24 protein-coding genes and 1 pseudogene are annotated in these 21,004 nt (G+C 30.1%); 17 read left to right on the top strand and 8 right to left on the bottom strand.

The genetic code is table 11. The features are described from left to right. The first annotated feature begins 124 nt into the window (after positions 1-124). The 11 genes from WR164_RS07785 to WR164_RS07835 all read left to right on the top strand — a co-directional run bounded on the left by WR164_RS07785 (position 125) and on the right by WR164_RS07835 (position 8,575). Positions 125-493 (top strand): GntR family transcriptional regulator, encoded by a 369-nt coding sequence (locus WR164_RS07785; RefSeq protein WP_286137048.1) that lies wholly within the window; start codon positions 125-127, stop codon positions 491-493. Then, positions 490-1,353 carry an ATP-binding cassette domain-containing protein gene (locus WR164_RS07790; RefSeq protein ID WP_286137049.1) on the top strand — a complete coding sequence of 288 codons (864 nt, stop codon included), beginning with the start codon at positions 490-492 and terminating at the stop codon, positions 1,351-1,353. Before WR164_RS07785 ends, WR164_RS07790 begins: the two co-directional genes overlap by 4 nt. Positions 1,354-1,358: 5 nt before the next feature. Further along, complete coding sequence (locus WR164_RS07795; protein WP_286137050.1) at positions 1,359-2,072, top strand: hypothetical protein; 714 nt, start codon at positions 1,359-1,361, stop codon at positions 2,070-2,072. Positions 2,073-2,086: 14 nt separating this feature from the next. After that, positions 2,087-2,878 (top strand): CPBP family glutamic-type intramembrane protease, encoded by a 792-nt coding sequence (locus tag WR164_RS07800; protein WP_286137051.1) that lies wholly within the window; start codon positions 2,087-2,089, stop codon positions 2,876-2,878. A 378-nt stretch (positions 2,879-3,256) separates the two neighbouring features. After that, positions 3,257-3,856 carry an ECF transporter S component gene (locus WR164_RS07805; protein WP_286137052.1) on the top strand — a complete coding sequence of 200 codons (600 nt, stop codon included), beginning with the start codon at positions 3,257-3,259 and terminating at the stop codon, positions 3,854-3,856. Positions 3,857-3,921: 65 nt separating this feature from the next. Beyond that, complete coding sequence (locus WR164_RS07810) at positions 3,922-4,761, top strand: energy-coupling factor transporter ATPase (protein ID WP_286137053.1); 840 nt, start codon at positions 3,922-3,924, stop codon at positions 4,759-4,761. Continuing rightward, positions 4,737-5,483, top strand: a complete 747-nt coding sequence (locus WR164_RS07815; RefSeq protein WP_286137054.1) for an energy-coupling factor transporter ATPase — start codon at positions 4,737-4,739, stop codon at positions 5,481-5,483. The genes WR164_RS07810 and WR164_RS07815 overlap by 25 nt, the downstream gene beginning before the upstream one ends. Before the next feature lie 116 nt (positions 5,484-5,599). Beyond that, the gene (locus tag WR164_RS07820; protein WP_286137055.1) at positions 5,600-6,397 is read left to right on the top strand and encodes an energy-coupling factor transporter transmembrane component T family protein; all 798 of its coding nucleotides are present in this window, start codon (positions 5,600-5,602) and stop codon (positions 6,395-6,397) included. Positions 6,398-6,474: 77 nt separating this feature from the next. Continuing rightward, entirely contained in the window at positions 6,475-7,515 is a 1,041-nt protein-coding gene (locus WR164_RS07825; RefSeq protein ID WP_286137056.1) for a zinc-binding dehydrogenase, read from the top strand. A gap of 338 nt (positions 7,516-7,853) precedes the next feature. Further along, entirely contained in the window at positions 7,854-8,210 is a 357-nt protein-coding gene (locus WR164_RS07830) for a hypothetical protein (protein ID WP_286137057.1), read from the top strand. 2 nt (positions 8,211-8,212) lie between these two features. Further along, the gene (locus tag WR164_RS07835) at positions 8,213-8,575 is read left to right on the top strand and encodes a hypothetical protein (protein WP_286137058.1); all 363 of its coding nucleotides are present in this window, start codon (positions 8,213-8,215) and stop codon (positions 8,573-8,575) included. On the opposite strand, the gene WR164_RS07840 is transcribed toward WR164_RS07835, so the two are convergent. The 5 genes from WR164_RS07840 to WR164_RS07860 form a co-directional block, all read right to left on the bottom strand. Next, positions 8,572-9,156, bottom strand: coding sequence for an NAD(P)H-dependent oxidoreductase (locus WR164_RS07840; RefSeq protein ID WP_286137059.1), 585 nt, complete (start codon positions 9,154-9,156; stop codon positions 8,572-8,574). The genes WR164_RS07835 and WR164_RS07840 overlap by 4 nt on opposite strands. A 1-nt stretch (position 9,157) precedes the next feature. After that, a complete protein-coding gene (locus tag WR164_RS07845; RefSeq protein ID WP_286137060.1) occupies positions 9,158-9,718 on the bottom strand; it encodes a TetR/AcrR family transcriptional regulator in 561 nt (186 codons plus the stop codon). Positions 9,719-10,022: 304 nt separating this feature from the next. Beyond that, complete coding sequence (locus WR164_RS07850; protein WP_286137061.1) at positions 10,023-10,196, bottom strand: hypothetical protein; 174 nt, start codon at positions 10,194-10,196, stop codon at positions 10,023-10,025. A 274-nt stretch (positions 10,197-10,470) separates the two neighbouring features. Next, positions 10,471-11,061 carry a hypothetical protein gene (locus tag WR164_RS07855; protein WP_286137062.1) on the bottom strand — a complete coding sequence of 197 codons (591 nt, stop codon included), beginning with the start codon at positions 11,059-11,061 and terminating at the stop codon, positions 10,471-10,473. An 18-nt stretch (positions 11,062-11,079) separates the two neighbouring features. Then, positions 11,080-11,334, bottom strand: coding sequence for a hypothetical protein (locus WR164_RS07860; RefSeq protein ID WP_286137063.1), 255 nt, complete (start codon positions 11,332-11,334; stop codon positions 11,080-11,082). Positions 11,335-11,993: 659 nt separating this feature from the next. Here WR164_RS07860 and WR164_RS07865 point away from each other — a divergent pair. Then, a pseudogene (locus tag WR164_RS07865) lies at positions 11,994-13,380 on the top strand (sugar porter family MFS transporter). A 64-nt stretch (positions 13,381-13,444) separates the two neighbouring features. Here WR164_RS07865 and WR164_RS07870 read toward each other — a convergent pair. Together WR164_RS07870 and WR164_RS07875 are read right to left on the bottom strand one after the other, a co-directional pair. Beyond that, positions 13,445-13,894, bottom strand: coding sequence for an ASCH domain-containing protein (locus WR164_RS07870; protein ID WP_286137064.1), 450 nt, complete (start codon positions 13,892-13,894; stop codon positions 13,445-13,447). 27 nt (positions 13,895-13,921) lie between these two features. Further along, positions 13,922-14,734, bottom strand: a complete 813-nt coding sequence (locus WR164_RS07875) for a carbon-nitrogen hydrolase family protein (RefSeq protein ID WP_286137065.1) — start codon at positions 14,732-14,734, stop codon at positions 13,922-13,924. A 686-nt stretch (positions 14,735-15,420) separates the two neighbouring features. On the opposite strand from WR164_RS07875, the gene WR164_RS07880 reads away from it, so the two are divergent. Then, positions 15,421-16,038, top strand: a complete 618-nt coding sequence (locus tag WR164_RS07880) for a tyrosine-type recombinase/integrase (protein WP_286137066.1) — start codon at positions 15,421-15,423, stop codon at positions 16,036-16,038. A gap of 3 nt (positions 16,039-16,041) precedes the next feature. Here the strand turns inward: WR164_RS07880 and WR164_RS07885 are convergent, their stop codons facing one another. After that, a complete protein-coding gene (locus WR164_RS07885; protein WP_286137068.1) occupies positions 16,042-17,220 on the bottom strand; it encodes an MFS transporter in 1,179 nt (392 codons plus the stop codon). A 203-nt stretch (positions 17,221-17,423) separates the two neighbouring features. On the opposite strand from WR164_RS07885, the gene WR164_RS07890 reads away from it, so the two are divergent. The 4 genes from WR164_RS07890 (at position 17,424) to WR164_RS07905 (ending at position 20,953) form a co-directional block, all read left to right on the top strand. Continuing rightward, positions 17,424-18,059, top strand: coding sequence for a FadR/GntR family transcriptional regulator (locus tag WR164_RS07890; protein ID WP_286137069.1), 636 nt, complete (start codon positions 17,424-17,426; stop codon positions 18,057-18,059). An 18-nt stretch (positions 18,060-18,077) separates the two neighbouring features. Further along, positions 18,078-18,821 (top strand): sulfite exporter TauE/SafE family protein, encoded by a 744-nt coding sequence (locus WR164_RS07895; protein WP_286137070.1) that lies wholly within the window; start codon positions 18,078-18,080, stop codon positions 18,819-18,821. A 42-nt stretch (positions 18,822-18,863) separates the two neighbouring features. After that, positions 18,864-19,520, top strand: coding sequence for a DUF6198 family protein (locus WR164_RS07900; RefSeq protein WP_286137071.1), 657 nt, complete (start codon positions 18,864-18,866; stop codon positions 19,518-19,520). 98 nt (positions 19,521-19,618) lie between these two features. After that, entirely contained in the window at positions 19,619-20,953 is a 1,335-nt protein-coding gene (locus tag WR164_RS07905; RefSeq protein ID WP_286137072.1) for a glutamate--cysteine ligase, read from the top strand. The last annotated feature ends 51 nt before the right edge of the window (positions 20,954-21,004 follow it).

The raw sequence follows: 21,004 nt of genomic DNA on the forward strand, positions 1-21,004 counted from the left end.
TAAATTACTCCCTAATAATTAGTATTTTGACGAGATAAGTATTTAGTTATATAGTTAGTTACATAAGTAATTAACTAATCAGCATCTTAGCATAATTATTTTTAAAAGTGAAGAAGGAAATTGAATGGATCTAAATTTTAATAGCACCCAACCAATTTATTTGCAAGTTGCCAATGAAATCGAAGAAGGAATATTGAATGGTAGTTTTAATGCAGGTACTAGGATTCCATCCACAACCGAAATTTCGACTACTTTTCATATCAATCCGGCGACGGTATTAAAAGGGATGAATCTTTTAGTAGTGAAAAATCTTTTGGTTAAGCATCGTGGTCGTGGGATGTTTGTTACTCAAAACGCTAAAGAAAAAATAAAAAAAGAGCGTCAGAATAATTTTTACCAAAGCAAAATAATTAAAATTATTCGAGAAGCTCGTGAATTAGGATTTACAGAAGATGATCTGATTAAATTAATAAAAAGGGGTTATCAACATTGACTGAAATTAAAATTAATGATTTAAATCAAGTTTTTAACCATCAAAATGTTTTAAAAAATATTAATTTAGAATTTAAAAATAAAGCAATTTATGGATTATTAGGTAATAATGGTGTCGGTAAGTCGACGCTTATGAATTTAATGACTGAAAGGATTTTGCCTACTTCAGGCTATATTTCAATAAATGGACATAATATTCATAATAATGATGTTGCATTACAGCAAATGTATCTTTTAAATGAAGATGATATGTATTCACCATCTCTTAAAGTAAGACAAATATTTAACTTAACTAATGAAATATATGGAAACTTTAATTTTAAATTTGCTAAATTATTGTCTAAAAAATTTGATTTAAATTTAAGTCTTAAATTTGGAAAATTATCAACTGGGTATCGCACAATTTGTAAAATTATAGTTGCTTTTTGCGTACCAGTTAAATATGTTTTATTAGATGAACCAACTTTGGGATTAGATGCTAATCATAGAAATTTATTTTATGAAGCTTTGATTAATACCTATAGTCATAATCCAAGAACATTTATTATATCGAGTCACTTAATTAATGAAATATCTAAGTTATTGAACTACGTTATTTTTATTAATAATGGGAAAATCATTTTAAATAATTCAATTGAAATAATAATGAAAAATTCATTTGCTATAACCGGGTCTAAAGATGATGTTAAGCAGTATACAAGAAATTTGAATGTAATAGGTAAACGTAATTTGGGCAAGTTAAGTACTTTTTATGTTTATGATCATATTAATAATCAAACAAAATCATTTAATATCAAAATTGAAAAGATGAATTTACAACGATTATTAATTTGTTTATCAAATATAGGTAAAGAAGGCTAAATAACATGAAAATATCAATAATAACTAGATTATTTTTAAGAAAAGATTTAAAGGCGGCTGGTTATTTTTATATATTTTTTATAATGGGTTCAATATTTTTATCGATTATAATTGATCTTATTTTTAATAGGTTAGATAGCATCATAAATTTAAACTTTGGAATTTTAAATTTAATTGATTATGCTTCTTGGATATTCATTCTTATTTATTCATTAATCACATATCGTAATTTTAAATTTTTAATTCAAAACGGAATTTCAAGAACCACATTTTGGGAAGCAAGAATTTCATCTGTATTTATTATTTCCGTTGTTTATACTTTTATTGATTTATTAATTGATGAAATATTAAAATTCAATCCAACATTAGTATCACAAAATTTTATTACAATTTATAATCATGATTATTTTAATTCTTCAATTATTTGGTTCATTATAATTAGTTTATTAAATATTATGGGGATGTCCTTAATTGGAATTGTATGGGGAAGTTTTAGATCACTATTTTCTAAAAAAATCAAATTATTATTGAGAATAGTAATTCCATTTCTGATACTATTCTCTATTATTTTTATGATTTCTGATTCTTCGATATTTAATAAATTAGAAATGTTCTATTCTGATATATTTTCTACTGTTTTTTATAGCTCATTAATTGATATTATATTATTATTGGCTAGCTATTTTATTTATCAAAAATTACAAATTAAGAAAAACTAATAATCAAAAAGAAGATGTTAGATATTTTTAGTAAACTTATAAAAGAACAAGGTAAAGATCATTGGCTGAAATGGACAATAACATTAATTTTAATATTGCTTTTCTTCTTTGGAGAACAAATTTTACTTAATTTATTTGAATTATTTACTATGATTTTTCACATAAATGAATATATTAGCTTCTTTGTTGATATAATTTTATTAATTATTTTATTAATTATTGTTTTGAAATTTAATAAATATTCTCAACACAATATAGCAATTGGATTACCCCAAAATATAAAAATAAGTAAATATTTTAAAATTACTTTAATAAGAATTATTCAAATACTTTTTCTATATGCGTTATATGCATTTATTGTAATGATCTTTAATGTGCAATTTTCTTCTACACTTAATCAACAATCCATAAATAATACAGCAGAAAATTCAAATATTAGCTTAATATGGATTTTAATCTTATCAATTATAATTGCTCCTGTTATTGAAGAAACTGTATTTAGATTACTTCTTATTGGACCCATTCAAACAATTAGACATAAATATGGAGATATTTCATATCATAAGCATAGATTATATATGGCTTGGATTTCTTTTTTCTTGTTTATTTTAGTTCATCTTATTGTTCAAATCATTACTACTAATTATCATAGTAATTTGCAAATAAGGTCACTAATAATGGGATTTGTATCATATTTAATATTATCAATAGTAATTACCAACGATTATTATCATTATGGCGATGTTAGACGAACTATTGGAATTCATATTGCTTGGAATTTAATTTCATCATTATCTTTTTTGTAATTATATTATGATGTAGAGATAACAATATAAAATTAAAAGAGATTGGGATAAAAATCCTAATCTCTTTTAATTATTATAAAGATATTGATAAAAAATAAAATATTATAGTGATTGAAACCGTAATTGTATTTTGAATGGAATTAATCACATGAGTAATATTTTATTTGTATTTTAAACGAATCAGTGATTAATAAGTTACAAACAACTTGTTTCATACCGTTATTTTATAAAATAAATTAGATTATTAAACGTTGCTATTGCTTTCTTTTTCTTTTATTAAAGATTATATGTTATTTGTTACTTTAACTAAATCGAAAAACATAAATAAAAAACTAATATAACAACAAATAAACATTTCAAAAGAAGGGAATAAACAATTTGTTAAATCATACAAAAGCGTACAAAATTTCAATTTTAGCATTATTTATTGCATTTATAATTATCCAAAATTATATTCCTTTATTTGGATACAGTCCGGTTGGACCATTAAGCTTAACTACCATTCAAATTACGGTCATTATTGCTGGAATTATATTAGGACCAGTTGATGGTGGAATTGTCGGTGGAGTTTGGGGATTTTTATCTTTAATTAAAGCTTTCACCGCACCAAGCAGTCCGTTTGAACCATTAGTATTTACTAATCCATTGATTTCAATCCTACCCAGAATCTTAGTTGGCTTATTTGCTGGATATTTGTTTATCTTATTCGGTCATATTATTAAAAAAACAAGCATAAATATGATCATTACAGGTTTATTGGGCGCACTTTTAAATACCATTTTGGTTCTTGGCATGATTTATTTATTTTACCGCACCCCGGAAGTAGCGAAAGCTTATGGCGCATCAAACCCGGCAATGATTGGAAAATTACTATTAATTGTTGTTGGCACAAATGGTATCCCGGAAGCTATCCTGTCCGCCATTGTCACTCCGTTAATTGCTGATCCAATTTTACATTTTGTAAAACGTGATGATTAATTATCAATTAATCGGTATAATAATATTATTATACTGATTTTTTTATTAAATAAAGGAGAAATATTTTGCATAACAATGCTATAAATATCAAAAATTTATCATTTAAGTACCATCGAAATCATAATTTAGCCTTAAATCATATCAATTTAAATATTCAAGAAGGAAAATGGTCAACATTGCTCGGCAGCAATGGGAGTGGTAAATCAACCTTAATAAAATTAATAGTCGGTTTATTACAGCAGCAAGATGGTCAAATTAAAATTTTTGATCGAAAATTAAATGAAAATAACGCTGATGATTTCCGTTCCAACATTGGAATGGTGTTTCAAAATCCAGAAAATCAATTTGTTGGATCAACCGTGTTAGAAGATGTCGTTTTTGGATTGGAAAATCAAAGAATGAATAGAGATTTAATGCTTAAAAAAGTAAGATCAATCTTAAAGCAGGTTCAAATGTTAGATTTTATTAATCATAAACCAGAAGAATTATCTGGCGGACAAAAACAACGGGTGGCATTAGCAGGAGCAATGGTTTTACAACCTAAAATATTAATCTTAGATGAAGCGACAAGCATGTTGGATCCTGCAGGGAAAACATCCCTATTACAATTAGTTAAACATATGCAGAGTCAAAATCAAATGACGGTATTAGCAATTACCCATGATATTAATGAAGTTAAATTTTCAGATTATATGATAATTTTAAATCATGGTCGAATTAAATTTAGTGGAAATCCAAAAGAAGGGGTTTTAAAAGCATCCCTCTTAAAAAATTGTGGATTGGATCAGCCATTAGATATTAAAATCCAGAAATATTTATCATCCCATGGAATGAAGTTTAATCAATGGTTCATGAATCGAAAGGAGTTAATTGGTGCAATATGGCAATCCAATTCAAAAATGTAAGCTATGTTTACCATCAAAATGCTAAGCAGCCATTTGAAGCATTAAAAAATATTAATTTTCATATTCAAACAGGTAGTTTAACGGCTATAATTGGTCAGACTGGAAGTGGTAAATCAACATTAATTCGTCATTTAAATGGACTACTTCATCCAACCAAGGGTGAGGTAATTATTGATCATTTTCACATTGATAATAAAACTGATGATGCTAATTTATATGAACTTAGGAAAAAAGTTGGTGTTATTTTTCAATTCCCAGAACACCAATTATTTGCTAAAACGGTCTTAGATGACGTCTCATTTGGGTCCATTAATTTTGGTTTTAAAAAATCCATTGCAATTAAAAATGCTAAGGATAGTTTAAAACTACTTGGCGTTAATGAACATTGGTTTCACCAAGCACCATTGGAATTGTCAGGAGGTCAAATGAGAAGGGTGGCATTAGCTGGTGTTTTAGCATTCCATCCTAAAATATTAGTCCTTGATGAACCAACTGCCGGTTTAGATCCTAATGGTCACCGACAAATAATGGCAATTATTAAATCGTTACAAGTAGAACAGCACGTAACGATTATTATGGTGACACATTCAATGAATGACGTCGCTAATTACGCAGATCAAGTAATCGTGATGCAAAATGGAAAATTACTTCAATCAACTACTCCAAAAAAATTATTTCAAAATATTCCATTTTTAAAGCAACATCATTTAGGATTACCTTAAGCCTCTCAATTTGCTTTGGAATTATTCAATCACCATGATAAATTACAACAGACTCCAATTACATTTAAAGAACTAAAGTTAATGTTAAATCATAAGTTCTTGGATAAGGAGTCATAATGGATAATTTTATTTTTGGCCAATATTCTCCAGGTGATTCTTTCATTCATCGACTTGATCCGCGAAACAAATTATTTTTAACCATTTTAATTATTGTCGCTAGTTTATTAATTCATTCATGGGTGAGCCCTTTGATTTTATTATTAGTTTGTGCCTTTGCTATTCAAACATCCCATGTCGGTTGGCATTTCCTTATTCACGGGATTAAATTTTTTATTCATATGATTTTGTTGACTTCATTACTTCAGTTATTATTAAGTCGTAGTGGCAAAGTTTATTGGTACTTTTGGATCTTTAATATTAGTTCATTTGGCGCCCATATAGCAATAATGAGTTTTTTTAGATTCATAATTGCCATTATCATTAGCATGTTGTTCCTACTAACAACGTCACCCATTGAAATATCTGATACGATATCAAGTTTATTAAATCCTTTAAAATTTATTCATGTCCCTGTTGAAGATATCAGTTTAACGATTTCTATTGCCTTAAGGTTTGTTCCAACAATGACTGGAGAAGTCCATCGCATTATGGATGCCCAAAAATCACGTGGTGTTCAATTTCATAAGGGTAATGTCATTAAACGAATTAAAATGTCCATTCCAATTATGTTCCCACTATTTATTAATACCTTTAAACGGGCTGAAGATTTAGCATCTGCAATGATATTAAGAGGCTATACTGGTAATCGTTATCGGAGTAGTATTAGAAAAATGCATTGGCATATCAATGATACGATTGTTTTTATCGCTATCATTTTAATTATTATACTAATATTTTTATTAATTGAATCATAATAAGTTGAATTCCTTGCATTAGAGTTGGGTTAAAGTTGTAGTATTATCGTTGAACATAATCTTAAGGAGGTTTCTCAATGAAAGATACAGTATTTGTAAAACCAGGCCAGGTTAAAATTGCAAATGTAGCAAAACCAAAAATTCAAAAGGATGATGACGTCATTTTACACGTTGTCAGAACTTGTGTTTGTGGATCCGATTTATGGTCATACCGTGGATTAGACGATAAAGCACATAATTCTAACAATAATGGTCATGAAGCTATTGGAATCGTTGAAGAAGTTGGTAAAAACATCACCACTGTTAAACCAGGTGATTTTGTGATTGCACCATTTACCCATGGATGTGGACATTGTGCCGCATGTCTTGCTGGATTTGATGGCGATTGTTTATCACATTCAGATAATAATAGCTCTGATTACCAAGCAGAATATGTTCGCTATCAACATGCTGAATGGTCACTAGTTAAAATTCCAGGTAATCCTGATGACTACAGTGATGGGATGTTAAATTCATTCTTAGCACTTTCAGATGTCATGGCAACCGGTTATCACGCTGCTAGAACTGCTCGTGTCAGCAGGGGCGATACTGTCGCTGTCGTTGGTGATGGTGCCGTTGGATTATGTGGTGTTATTTCCGCTAAGTTACGTGGTGCCAAACAAATCATTGCTTTGAGTGGTCATAAGGACAGACAACAATTAGCAGTTGAATTTGGTGCAACTGACATTGTTGCTGAACGTGGTGATGATGCTGTTAAACATGTTATGAAATTAACTCATAACCATGGTGCCGATGCAGTATTAGAATGTGTTGGAACTGACTTAACATTAGATACTGCTCTAAAAATTGCTAGGCCAGGTGCTTCTGTTGGCCGTGTTGGCTTACCTCATTCACCAAAAATGAATGCTGCAACCACTTTCTTAAAGAACATTAGTTTATCTGGTGGAATTGCTGCCGTTACAACTTATGACAAGTCAATCTTACTTAAAGCTGTTTTAGATGGTGACATTCACCCTGGTAAAGTATTTAACAAACGATTCTCACTTGATGATATTGATAATGCTTATAAAGCCATGGTTGACCGTAAAGCTATCAAATCATTAATTGTTGTTGATTAATTTAAATTTTTTAAAGATATAAAATCGAAAGCATCCCACAAAGTAAATTTTGTGGGATGCTTTTATTTTGACTGACTTTATTTAATTTTTACCATTATTTTGCAGTAAATATAATTTCAACTGGTACGATGAAATCAAAAGGTAGATTCAATAAGGTAACTGATTTAAAGAATGGCTTTTACATTATTTATCAAAAGCATGATATTTTGATTAAAAAGTAACTTACATTAATTAATTTAAAAAGGACCGGAATTTTGATTCTGATTCTTTTTGTATAGATTGAATTGAATAGGATGATTAGGGTAAAATATAAATAAATGAAGGGGATGGTTAAAATAATGGGAAAAAACAAAGATAAAATGTTGGAAACCATAATTGCAACTGTTGCATTTCTAACTGCATGGATCATGATTTCATTAATTCAATTTCATTCATTATTTAGTACTAATTTATTTGGTGGGTATTTATTAGCACTTTTATTTTCAATTATCTACATTTGGTTTAGACAAAATGTTAAAATTAGAAATATTTTAATGACAATAACGCTAATTATTTCATTAACTGTGACTGCAATTATTAAACATACTTCGTTCATTTATGCCGCATTGATTATAATAGCTGCTGTTATTGTTATGATAATTTTATTTATGGCTGAACGTTGGATTAATAAATTGAAAATCAAAAGGAGCAGATAAATATGAAAAGTAGCAATGTTCCAAATAGGTACAAAGATCAAGCCGATTTAATAAAAGCAATGTTCTTAGAAAATCGAAAACATGTTCCTGGTGTTAGAATTGATGAAGATGATATGAGGATTACCTTTGCTTTTACTAATAGGGAGGATTGTGATCTATCAAATGTGCATAGCAATGTTTTGGACTTACTTTCGATTGTTGGTGATTTAGCAATTAAGTTTGAAATGTCAGGAGAATACGACAATCAACATAAGTTTGTTGAACTTCAGGTGATTGATGATAGGATGGATGTTTTGCCTAATATGCAACCACCTAAGGACGCAACAATCACTCATTTGAAAATTGAAAAGAATAAAAAGCATTAAAATTTGATTTGCTCTAATTGATTAAGATAATTAGTTCGTTTTTGATTAGTTGAGTTGGTGATTCCACCCAGGTTATGCCATTTAACATTTTGAATCCCAAGTTGCTTTAAAGTTTGTTTAATGAAAATTTTTTTAATTGCATTCCCAGCCATAAAACGATAGTAAAGAGTGGGTGAAGTCGAGGTCGTAAAAACATAGTTTGATTTTAAATTAGTTAAGGTTCCTTTAACACCTGTCTTAGTGACAACGTGAGTTTTACTAGGGCCTTCTTTCATCACCTTATCAACAAATCCTTTTAGCATCCCTGGAATACTGTTCCACCAAATGGGTGTAATAAAAATAATCCCACTAGCTTGTTTTAATCGTTTCAAATATTCTTGAACAAGTGGGTCATGGGTGCCACCGTTATGAAACATTTTTAATTCCTGTTGATCATAAACTGGATTAAAATGGTCATGATACAAATCAATTAAGTGATAGTTAATATTTTGTTTTGTTAAACTACTTTCAATTTTAAGCAATTCAGCATGGTTAAAACTACCATTATATGGATGGCAATAAACAATTAACATTCGTTTCATTTTATTTCTCCTCTAATAATTTACGTAAAGTATCATTCATTAATTTCTCATCTATTTTCACCACCTGTTTACTAACCAACATTCCATAACCTAGGATGAAAGACCATAATTGAATGAAAGTTGTATTAATTAAAACAGTGTCATCCGTCTTTAAAGCTGCTGCAATGATTGATTTAGTAATCGAAAGAAAGGGCATTTCAGCACCGATTCTTGCATCACGATAACTATCTAAAGCGGCATTATTAAAAAATAAAAAACTCATGACGTGATTAGATGAATTAAATAGGTAGATGATGTCTTTGCCTAAATTCATAAGGGATGAATGAGGTTGTTTTTGATAATCTTTAATATCTGGATAAATTTGTTCATAAACTTGTTTTGATAGTTTTTTAGTTGCCATCATAAAAAGTTCTGATTTATTTTTAAAATGTTTATAAAAAGCACCAGTTGTAATGCCTAATTCTTTAGTGATTTTTCTTAATGAAATTTCGGCAGAACCATTAGTTCTTATTTTCTGAACGGTTAAATCAATAATTTGTTGACGGATTGAATCTTTGTCCATATTAACTTTCCTTTCTGATTTGATAACAGTGTTATTTGCATTTAGAATGATAACATCGTTATCATGAAAAGAAAAGTAAAGGATGCTTAGAATATGTTCAAATAAATCCAAATTAATGAATGGTGTGATTAACTATGGACTTTTGGAATTTCATACTGGATATAATTTTTAATTTCTTAATCCCCGGTGGCGGGTACAATAAAAACACAAGCAAAACTTTTGCTTATGTTCAAATAGTAATCGTTATGATTTTATTAATAGTCGGATTAATTATATTGATTAGCAGATTTTGATTAATTTTAAACTAAATAATCATTATTAATGCACAGATTAGATTCAGTGAAACATTCCAAAATCCATTGGGATTAATAACATGATAACCGATTGATCTATCCATAATGATTGCAAAGGCATTATCAAATGCCATTAAAATACAAAACCAAATTCCCATTTCAATATAATTAATTAATATTTCCACATTCTTAATTCCTCTCTATGTTTAGTAGCGAACATTAAATAAATTTACTACTTTTTAACGCATTTGGTAGGAATAAAATGGATGGGGAACCAATTTTATTATTTACTTTACATAACATAGATTATACGCAGTGTATAAAAAAGGGCTACATGTCAAGCCGAAATCCAACAAAATTAAGATTTTATCTATATAAAGTAAATTTTAATATAAAAAAGAAGCATAACAATTTATAATGTTATGCCTCTTAAAATCAGACATTAGTAATTATTATGAATCACCAATTATTGCCAATTAAAATATATGGTATCTTTCTTAATGAAGAAGTTTTTAAATATATTTTAAGCTGATAATACGAATTTTTAGCAATTGATTTGTCTTTCTTATTTTTAATTTTTCTAATCATATTAGATAATTTTTTAAATTTTTTGTTAGCAGGATGATGGAAAATATTTCCTTCAAGTTTTACAATCGGCTTTAAGGTTTTTGAATGACTATTTGTATAATAGAAGCTACTAGGATAATTGGCCCAGATGTTGTATTTATTACCTTTAGATACTAAATTGAAAGAAATAGCATTTTTGTAGGTACCGATATGTCTTATTTGAAATCTTACCTTATTTTTTACAATTTTATTGTATTGCTTTTTACTAAGGTTAGTTAATATATAATCATGATTACCATAAAGTAAGGAGTATGAATAGCCCTGACGTTTGAAAGTGTTAGCCCATTTAGCATTTCTAGTAACATACTTTGTATGTGTTTGAGAAATACTAGCCGATACATTATTACTGCTATTAATAGATAAGATAAATAATGATAAAAAAGTTATTACTAATATAAACATTTCTTTTTTTAATGATTTCATATTATGATCGTCCTTTAATTAATTATCCATGAAGTACCAACCGTATTTCATTCCTCCACATTTAGCTGATCTGTTAGCTGGAGATAGATTATTATAAAAGCGCTTCTTGATCTTAGCAGTAGTATGTGCTGCATACAATTCATTAAATAATCCACTATCATTTATTTGACTAGAACTATCATTAGAATTAAGTGAATTACTGTTAGTATTATCATCGTTTGTATTTTGAACAGTAGTGTTGTTACTAGTATTTGTTCTTAAAGAATTAGCCAAAACACTCCCCCCATTAATAACGTTGCAAACAATAAAGCTGACATTAAAGATACACTTACTTTAGATAAATATGATTGTTTCATAGAACAAGACTCCCTTTCAAAATTATTGTAATGTGTTTAAAAATTTAATTCAATAATTTTGTGTAAATAAAAATATTAATACATAGATTCTAAAATATCTTCTAGTACTCTTAAAATTATGGGCGATTTTAATCCAAAGCGTTAGAATTTACAATTAATATAATCATAATTCTTTCCAACAACGTTTTGTACCAATATTTCCAGCTTATTTACATCATTTAATAATGATCATTTCATTTTTATATTAGGTGTGTATGGCAACTTTTAAATTCGGATGCAAAAAACAATTTTAGCAACAAATAATCAGTACTAAATTAAATCAATTAAATTTAAATATCACTCTTAAATTACCATAACGTGGTTTCTAATATACATAGTAAGATTTTATAAATATATGGTGTTCAAAAACATTGCTTGTAAGCGTTTGCAATGCTACTATCAAGGTGAAAGGAAGAAGCAATATCAACCTTTTATCATCAAAGAGGTGTCTACCATGCAATCATAAAATTAGATTTATCCCAATGATTTTAGTTTTTGAATGGTGCAGTTTATTTAATTTTGAAGAAGGCATCAATTATGAAAAAAATTCATTTAAATATTGCATTTATTTTCATTTTTGGAGCACTAGGCGGATTGCTATTCGGGTTTGATACCGGAATAATTTCCGGTGCATCCCCATTAATTGAAAGCAATTTCCAGTTAAACGTTGAACAAACAGGATTCATTACATCGTCGGTTCTAATTGGTTCAGCAATCGGTTCGCTTTCAATTGGATCTCTATCAGATAAATTTGGACGAAAGAAACTATTGATTTTAGCATCAATTTTATTTTTAATTGGGATCAGGTTTATCAGCAGCTTCTACCGGTTTTATCACAATGATTTTTGCTCGAATTATTTTGGGATTAGCCGTTGGTGGTGCATCAGCATTAACTCCTGCATATTTAGCAGAACTAGCAGATAAAGAACACCGTGGATCATTAGGAACCATGTTCCAATTAATGGTTACATTAGGAATTTTGCTGGCATATGTATCAAACCTAGCATTCTTAGGTCATAATTTATTAGGAATTCGTGACTGGCGATGGATGCTCGGATCAGCTTTAGTACCTGCCATTCTATTATTCATCGGTGGTATATTACTTCCTGAATCCCCTCGTTACTTAGTCAAAGAAGGTAAAAATTTAGAAGCTCTTCAAGTTCTAACAATCCTTAGAAAGAAATCAAGGGAAAATCCTGAAGACGAACTAAAAGGTATTGAAAAAGTTTCTAGAAATGACAAACAAGGTGGCATGAAAGAACTGTTTACAATTGCTCGTCCCGCATTGTTTGCCGCAATTGGTATTATGCTTTTTCAACAGTTGGTTGGGATTAATGCTGTAATTTATTTCTTACCACAAGTATTTATTAAAGGGTTCCATTTCCCAACCGCTAGTGCAATCTGGATTTCAGTTGGGATTGGAATTGTTAACTTTGTTGTCACCGTTTTAGCTTACTTGATTATGGATAAAGTTAACCGCAAAACAATTCTAATTTTTGGATCACTTGTTATGGGAATTTCATTAGGAATCCTAGCTACTTTAAACTTCACAGTGAGCATCAGTACAGCAGCCATCCCTACCATCATTTTAATTGCAATCTATATTTGTGGTTTTGCCATTTCATGGGGTCCTGTTGCTTGGGTACTAATCGGTGAAATCTTTCCATTATCTGTTCGTGGAATTGGGACTGCAATTGGATCTGCATCAAACTGGATTGCAAACTTTGTTGTTTCACAATTCTTCCTTGCTATCCTAGCTGCATTCCATAACAATGTTGGTGGCCCATTCATTATTTTTGCTGCCTTTGCATTCTTATCATTATTCTTCGTTATGAAATTTGTTCCAGAAACTAGAAATAAATCACTAGAACAAATTGAAGCCGATTTAATTCACAGATATAATGTTAAGAAAAGCAATAAATAAATACATTTAAAATTGATAACAAGAAAACTGGGATGAATTAAATTCACCCCAGTTTTTTGATTGATTATTTTATTGGATAAACAACGTAAAAATTTTCAAGAACCATCTTTGAAATTTCAGGATTAAATGTTTTACCCATCCGATGATATTCGTTGGTGAAAAAATCATTATGAACTTTTCGCCAATATTTCATGGTACGATCGCCTTCACCCTCCAAATATGCATGTTTAGCTGGAACCTGATTGTATGTACATATATTTACTTTTTCAGTATATGTTACACAAACTGGATTACCATGATCATCAGTAACTACATCGTATTCACCTTGAATTGGCAAATGCTCATCTTTTTCATATAGATCATAAGCACTAGTGGTTGCCGTTTTAATCCCGTTTAGTACTAATTGTGCTAAATAATCGGCATCAACACCAAATGCGTATGTACTGGTTAATTTGGTATTACTAGGTAAATTCAACGCTTGTTTTGCATCTTTAAAAAATTTTTCTGGTGTCATTTATTATTTTCATCCTTCATTTATATTTTATCGATATAGTTCTGGTCTTCTTTGTGCAGCAGATGGTAATTTTTGACGAACTTTTTTAATCTGATCTAAATTAATTTTAGCATATAAAATTTCTTCATCACTGCCAGCCTGATTGGTAACGATTCCCATTGGATTAATCACTTGGCTTAAACCGACCCGGTTATTTTTAGCTGGTTTATCGCATCCAGCAACAAACGTGGTATTTTCAATTGCTCGTGCTTTGAGGAGTGCATTCCACTGATATTCTTTTAGTGGTCCGCTGACCCACGCAGTCGGAATGATGATAATGTCAGCACCGTTGATGGCCTCATAACGTGCAACTTCAGGAAAACGCAATTCATAACAAACAAACAAGCCTAATTTTCCAAAGGGCGTCTCAATCGGTTGAAAAAGATGGTTACCCGGTTTAATTTGATCAGATTCCCGATTGCCAAAAGCGTCATATAAATGGGTTTTATGATAAGTGCTAACAATTTTACCATGGTCATCAAGCACTACAATTGTGTTATAAACCCGTTTATCTCCATGATCATCATTGGTCTCACGCATTCCAAAAATAAGCCAAACATGATTATCGATTGCTGCCCGTTTAGCATTTGCAACAAATGGGCCATCTAGAGGTTCGGCATGCTGATTAATTTCAGACAAATTGGCTTTGGATGAAACAGTGCTCATAAACATTTCTGGAAAGACTATCAATTTTGCATGATTGTCAGCCGCCCGTTTTACCATTTTAGTTAGCCTAGCTTGATTAATGCTTTGATTCAAATCTGAATATGCTTGGACTAATGCAATTTTATAATTTGTCATATGGTATCACCTGATTGATTTAAACTAAGAGAATAATTATCGGCTTAAAAGTTTGCTTAAAAATATATTAACATTAATCGAATTAAAATTGTGAATATATCATTTTTATTTCAATCTTAAAAAATAACGCTTATTTTTTAATGCATACTATCAATTTAATTTTTAATTTCATATAACTTTACATGAAGCAATTATATTTCCTTAAATGTACTAAAATTTGCATATTTAATTTTAAATCAATATGATCGATTTTTAATGAATATAAATTAATTAGTTATCACGGTTTTATGTAGAACAATGATAACTAACCATAAACATTGATATAGTAACTATTAAGTATTATAATTAATATTAGTTATGGTGGTTATAGTTATTTTATTATAAAATAACTATAATACCATCAAAATGACTAGTATAAATGCGATTATGAATAATATTTTAAACTAAAGAAGGAATTAATTCATGAAAAAACGGACAAAAATAAAATGGATTGCATTTTTATTATTTTGGGTATTTGGATTAATTTTCGGGCTCCTTTTATCACTCCTAAATTGGAACGATACTTTAACATATATCTTAGCGATGACATTAAGTTTATCGCTTTCGGATTGGATTTTTCATTTTTGGGGACTCGATTGTTTTGGTAACAAAAGATGAATTAACATTAAAATGAAGGGACAAAAGTTATGGCAACTAAAGTTGAAAACGTACAACCCATAAAGGATAAGTATAAACTTCATCAAGTTGAAGAGACTTTAAGAAAAGATTTTCAAGCAGGTACAAGAAATTTAATGATCTTTCGGACGGGAATCATTACTTTATTACGTTGTTCAGATGTTCTTTCATTAAAGATGAACGATATCTACGATGAAAATGGATACCCAGTTGACTATATTCATATCAAAGATCAAAAGACTGGCAAGCAAAATGATATTTATATTAAACCATTGTTTAACGATCTAATAGAATATCGTCGTTACCGATTAAAGCATCACATTAAAAGTATTTATTTATTTCCATCCATCTGGAATTTGAATCACTATCGTAAAATTAAGGATCATCCCATCAGTCGCTCCCGTTTCTACAACATTCTTAAAAAAGTTAGTCAGAATACTGGAATTCGATACCTTGGTACCCATACGATGCGCAAGACAGGCGCATATATTGTTTACCAGCAAACGCATAATATCGCCTTTGTTATGCATAAGTTAAACCATTCTAATGAAGGCGTCACCATGCGCTACTTAGGGATCGATAATGATTCTGACAAACGAATTTTAGATAGTATTAAATGGAATTTATAGTATTTATTCATTTGTTACATGTTCTTTAGTGTGAACTGCTTGAATTAAAAGTAGTCCTATCGATATTAAAATGAACACGATTACCATTAATAATGCAATTAGTTTAAATGACCAAACTTTATTCATGATTCCGATTGACCACAGTGAAATCATAGAGACAACACTGCAGATTGTATCCGTTAAAGACATAACAGATGAAATCATCTGACTAGGTGCTTGTCTTTGAATATTAAGGGTTAATTGATTGGTATACAAATTAAATGGAATGAGAAAACATCCAAGAATTAAAATAAAAACTAGTTTATTGCTAACCATATTCATAAACACAAAGAAACAACCAATTATGATCACAAAAATAAGACTGTCATTTTGCCAGTTAAACCGTTTAAAAATATAATTACTTAAAATTGCCACAATTTGAAAAGCAACGTAAAAGAAGCCAAAATACTTCTGGTTAAAATGAACGTTCAGAAGAATGACTTGCCAAAATTGAATGAACAGTTCCATAATGATTTGAAACACCGCCATTAAAATAATGTTTATGAGCGTGTTTCTTTTGGCAAAGACGTATTTAAATCCAACTAGAATTTTTTTAACGCTATTTTCCTTAATCTTCTTGGTCTTAACATTTTTAAATCCAACTAAAACGATTAATCCGGAAACAATTATTAAAAGGATGGATAGAATATAAATGCCGTTGTTGATCCCCTCATAAATAAATGAACCAATTCCACCGCCAATCAAAGTACTGTACAGGTTGATACTATTAAAGTGGACGTTGAATTTTTTAATTTGTTTTCCATTATTTTGATATGATCTTAAAAAATACATGTCGAGTGAATTTCCCATCGTAGCACTACTAATTCCATATATAAACCACGACATACAAAGTAATGGAAAGTCAGAAGAAATCATAATAATATAGTAAGAAATTAAAAGTAGAACTAAGGATGTAATATAGGTCATTTTTTCGGACCAAATATCCGTTAAAACACCAGACGGGAACGAGAAGATAATACAAGCTAACATGAAAAAGCCCTGAATAACAGCAATATCACCCACGGTCATCCCTTTATTTAATAAAATAACCGTTAAAACTGCATGTGGTAGCACCCTTCCTAAATTATATAGAAAGTAACTTGTGAAATAAGTCTTAATTAGTGACAACTTATTTAATATCATCTTGCTCGCCATCCTTTCACTTAAATTTATAATAATTTAAGTATAACATTAAAAACAAATTAGATAAAAATTAATTTACCCATAGTAAAAAAGCCAGGTATAATTACCTGGCTTTTTTGGATTAAATTTAGTAAATATTTCATATTCAAATTCATCTGATGTATTATATAAACATATGATGAATTTGGAAAGAGATGAATAATTTGGAACAAAAAAGTCGTCAAAAAAATATTGATCTTGGAACTGAAACTATCAAAAAAATTACCAACTATATTAAATCAAATCGACTATCTGTTGGTGATAAATTACCAAACGAGCAAGAATTAATGGATGATCTAAATGTTGGCCGTTCTACCATTAGAGAAGCAATGCACGTTCTCGAGTATTCTGGAATTGTTGATATAAGACAAGGTTCAGGTACCTATGTCAAAGGTTTTAAAATCATTGATGAAAATAATCCGATTTTATGGAAAACAAAGAAAATGCTTGAAAAAGAAGCCATTACCGAATTAATTGATCAAGATATCCAACCAAATGATTGGTTAATTTTAAAATCGTACTTAACTAGACGGAATCAATTATTGAACCAAGGAAAATTTAAGGGCTTTATTGAATCCGATATTTTATTTCACACCAAAATTATTAAAATGTCTGGCAATCCATACTTGATTAAATGGTATCAAGAATTAAGCCCACTTTGGAAAAGTCGCTTGAATCAATTAATTGTAAAAAAGGAACATTACAGTGGTAAAAGTGATTACCATAATCAATTATTTGATGCTTTAGTAGATCGCAATTTACATAAAGCATTGAAAATGATTAAGTTAGTTGGTAGATAAAAAGGGAGTATATATTTCATGTTATCTTTCACGACAATTTTAATTTTGATTATTGGTGGCTTATTTGCTGGCATTCTGAACGGAATCGTTGGGATGGCAGTTCTAACCATTTACCCGATTTTATTAGCAATTGGAGTTCCACCCATTATGGCTAATATTACCGCCACCATTAGTGTTATCTTCAGTGGTTTTACATCCGTCGCATCTTCCGTATCAGAAATTAAATCATATAAGAAACAAACATTCATTATTACGATTTTATCCGTCATTGGATGTCTAATCGGAACCATTTTATTGATTAAAAGTAATAATGGGCAGTTTAAGAAGGTTGTTCCATTTATTATTTTATTCGCCGGAATTATGATTCTTTTGCCTAAAAGCAAGGGCAAACACGGAAATGAATTTGTTACTTCTTTCCAATACAGTTTATTACCACTGGTAGGTATTTATAGTGGATATTTTGGAGCCGGTGCAGGGATTTTAATTGTTTCAATTTTATCGAGGATTGTTCACAAACCCTATCCAGTTTATAATGCCATGCGAAATGTATCATCACTTGTTTGTAACATCGTTAGTTCCATTATTTTTATCATCTTTATGCCAGTTGATTGGCACGTTATTATTCCACTAGCAATTGGTTTAGTCGTTGGTGGATACCTAGGACCAATCATCGTTAGATACATTCCAACTAAGATCATGGAGATTGCTGTTGGTATCTTTGCGATCTTACTTGCAGGTTATTTATTTATCACAACTTATTAGTAAATTAATCATTGAAATTAAATATTAGGAGGCTATTTTCGATTGAAAAACCATCAAAATAATGCAATGAAGACTAGAGTAGCCGGATTACTATTAGGGTTACTATTGAATGCCGTTGGGAATGCTCTCACCATTTCTTCCAATACCGGTTCAGCTGTCTACACGGCTGCATCCGTTGATTTATTTAAATTAACTGGCGTTAACACCAGTATCTTTATCTTTCTATGGGGATTTGTGAACGCCATTATTAATCAATTTTTAATTAAAAAAATTGATGTCATAAGATTTGCCAAGGGAATCTTTTTCACCCTTTTCTTTAGTTACTTCATCAATATTTTTACAAACCTATTTAATTTAATTGGATTACCAAATCAAAACTGGTGGATTAGAACCCTATTTTCATTAATTGGAACATTCATCATTGGCGTATCAATCTCAATTTATCAACGGGCTAACCTCTTACTACACCCGAATGATGATATGACCAACATTCTCCGTTTTGATTATCTAAATGGCAGTGCCATCAAAGCACAGGCCATTGACTTAACGTTACCAATTGTTGCGATTGTCATCTGCTCAATTTTACTGGACCACGTTTATGCCGTTAGTATTGCAACAGTCACCTACTTTCTATTTACCGGAACCGTCATTAAGTACACCGATAAATGGGTATGGCCAAGTCTGATTCATAATTTTTAATTCAAAGAATGAAGTTATTAAATTCTTCATTCTTTTTTATTTCTCACTTTATTGTTAATATAGACACAATCAGTCACAAACAATAAGGAGGTTTTGGGATGAATCGAATCAGTGATTTAGTTTTAAAGCACCATTTAATCAACCAATTGCTTAATGTTACAACTGGAATTGAAGTTGAACGTGATCGTACCAATTTGAATGGTAGTCTAAGTACTTACCCTTATCCAAAGGGAATTGGAAACCAAGCTGATAATCCATGGATTACCAATGATTTCTTAGAGGCAATGTCAGAGGCAGTTACCCCGCCGGCTAAAACACCAGCGGAAGCAGTTAAATATTCTTATGATATTTCAATTATTCTAAGAAAAAGATTAAATCAACATGAAATTTTATGGCCAATGTCAATGCCACCTACTTTACCGAAAGATCAAACTGATCAATCATTGCTGGCTCACGCGGCACCTAAAAAGCGCCAGTACATTATCGGTTTGTACCATCGGTTTGGGATGGCTAAACAAACGCCATGCGGCATTCATGTTAATATGAGCCTTGAAAATTCAGTCATTGATCAAATCGCATCCCTTACCAATTCAACATCTAAACGGGTCAGAAACCATCTTTATTTAAAGGTTGCCCAGGGATTTATCAAATACCACTGGCTTTTGACCTACTTTTTCGGTGCTAGTCCGATTGCTCAACCCCGTTATTTTAAATCTGATCAAGAACACCCTGACCATCCGGTTAGAAGTCTTCGCCAAAGTAAATATGGGTATCCATCTTCATTTGCCGGTGAATATACCAGCATTAACGATTATGTTCAAAGAATTAAAGATGGAATTAATCAAGGTATTCTTATGTCACCAGCGGAGTTTTATGACGTTGTTAGATTCAAAGGCTATCCGAATTTAGATCAATTAAAATCCAATGGAATTAAATATTTAGAATTCAGGATGTTTGATTTAGATCCAACTAGTGAAGCCGGGATTAAAATATCGACAATTCAATTTGTCAGCTTAATGATGTTATATTTCATTATGAAACCTGCAATGAATCAAGCACAAGTGACATCTATGGCTGAAAAAGCTAGAAAAATGAATGAAGAAGTTGCGTTGGAAAATCCAACTAATACAACTTCATATGCTGATGAAGCCCATCAATTCATTCATGAGTTGCTAACATTCACCAATCAATTCAACCTTGGCCCAAAGTATTTAGAAATTTTAAATGATTTAGATCATCAAATTGATTGTCCGAAGTTAACGATTAACGGTCATTTATCAACATATATTAAGAATGGCTCCCTATTAGATTATGGAATCAAACAGGCAGTTAAATACCAAAAGCATGGTTTGCAGAATCCATTTGATTACGATGGATTTAAGAATGGTGATTTTTCTGGTAATGATTTAATCAAATTTTTGAATCAATTTTAAAAATATAAAACCCCACAATTTTAGTATCTAGACTAAAATGTGGGATTTATT

The organism is Philodulcilactobacillus myokonensis, from assembly GCF_027923585.1.
GTDB classification, from domain to species: Bacteria; Bacillota; Bacilli; order Lactobacillales; family Lactobacillaceae; genus Philodulcilactobacillus; species Philodulcilactobacillus myokonensis.

What these genes read in the sequence shown, in the direction of transcription:
- WR164_RS07835 (WP_286137058.1), top strand. Translation starts at nt 8,213, where the DNA reads ATGAAAAGTAGCAATGTTCCAAATAGGTACAAAGATCAAGCCGATTTA.
- WR164_RS07800 (WP_286137051.1), top strand. Translation starts at nt 2,087, where the DNA reads ATGTTAGATATTTTTAGTAAACTTATAAAAGAACAAGGTAAAGATCAT.
- WR164_RS07785 (WP_286137048.1), top strand. Translation starts at nt 125, where the DNA reads ATGGATCTAAATTTTAATAGCACCCAACCAATTTATTTGCAAGTTGCC.
- WR164_RS07840 (WP_286137059.1), bottom strand. Translation starts at nt 9,156, where the DNA reads ATGAAACGAATGTTAATTGTTTATTGCCATCCATATAATGGTAGTTTT.
- WR164_RS07815 (WP_286137054.1), top strand. Translation starts at nt 4,737, where the DNA reads ATGGCAATCCAATTCAAAAATGTAAGCTATGTTTACCATCAAAATGCT.
- WR164_RS07795 (WP_286137050.1), top strand. Translation starts at nt 1,359, where the DNA reads ATGAAAATATCAATAATAACTAGATTATTTTTAAGAAAAGATTTAAAG.
- WR164_RS07885 (WP_286137068.1), bottom strand. Translation starts at nt 17,220, where the DNA reads ATGATATTAAATAAGTTGTCACTAATTAAGACTTATTTCACAAGTTAC.
- WR164_RS07870 (WP_286137064.1), bottom strand. Translation starts at nt 13,894, where the DNA reads ATGACACCAGAAAAATTTTTTAAAGATGCAAAACAAGCGTTGAATTTA.
- WR164_RS07875 (WP_286137065.1), bottom strand. Translation starts at nt 14,734, where the DNA reads ATGACAAATTATAAAATTGCATTAGTCCAAGCATATTCAGATTTGAAT.
- WR164_RS07905 (WP_286137072.1), top strand. Translation starts at nt 19,619, where the DNA reads ATGAATCGAATCAGTGATTTAGTTTTAAAGCACCATTTAATCAACCAA.
- WR164_RS07820 (WP_286137055.1), top strand. Translation starts at nt 5,600, where the DNA reads ATGGATAATTTTATTTTTGGCCAATATTCTCCAGGTGATTCTTTCATT.
- WR164_RS07855 (WP_286137062.1), bottom strand. Translation starts at nt 11,061, where the DNA reads ATGAAATCATTAAAAAAAGAAATGTTTATATTAGTAATAACTTTTTTA.
- WR164_RS07825 (WP_286137056.1), top strand. Translation starts at nt 6,475, where the DNA reads ATGAAAGATACAGTATTTGTAAAACCAGGCCAGGTTAAAATTGCAAAT.
- WR164_RS07830 (WP_286137057.1), top strand. Translation starts at nt 7,854, where the DNA reads ATGGGAAAAAACAAAGATAAAATGTTGGAAACCATAATTGCAACTGTT.
- WR164_RS07895 (WP_286137070.1), top strand. Translation starts at nt 18,078, where the DNA reads ATGTTATCTTTCACGACAATTTTAATTTTGATTATTGGTGGCTTATTT.
- WR164_RS07845 (WP_286137060.1), bottom strand. Translation starts at nt 9,718, where the DNA reads ATGGACAAAGATTCAATCCGTCAACAAATTATTGATTTAACCGTTCAG.
- WR164_RS07880 (WP_286137066.1), top strand. Translation starts at nt 15,421, where the DNA reads ATGGCAACTAAAGTTGAAAACGTACAACCCATAAAGGATAAGTATAAA.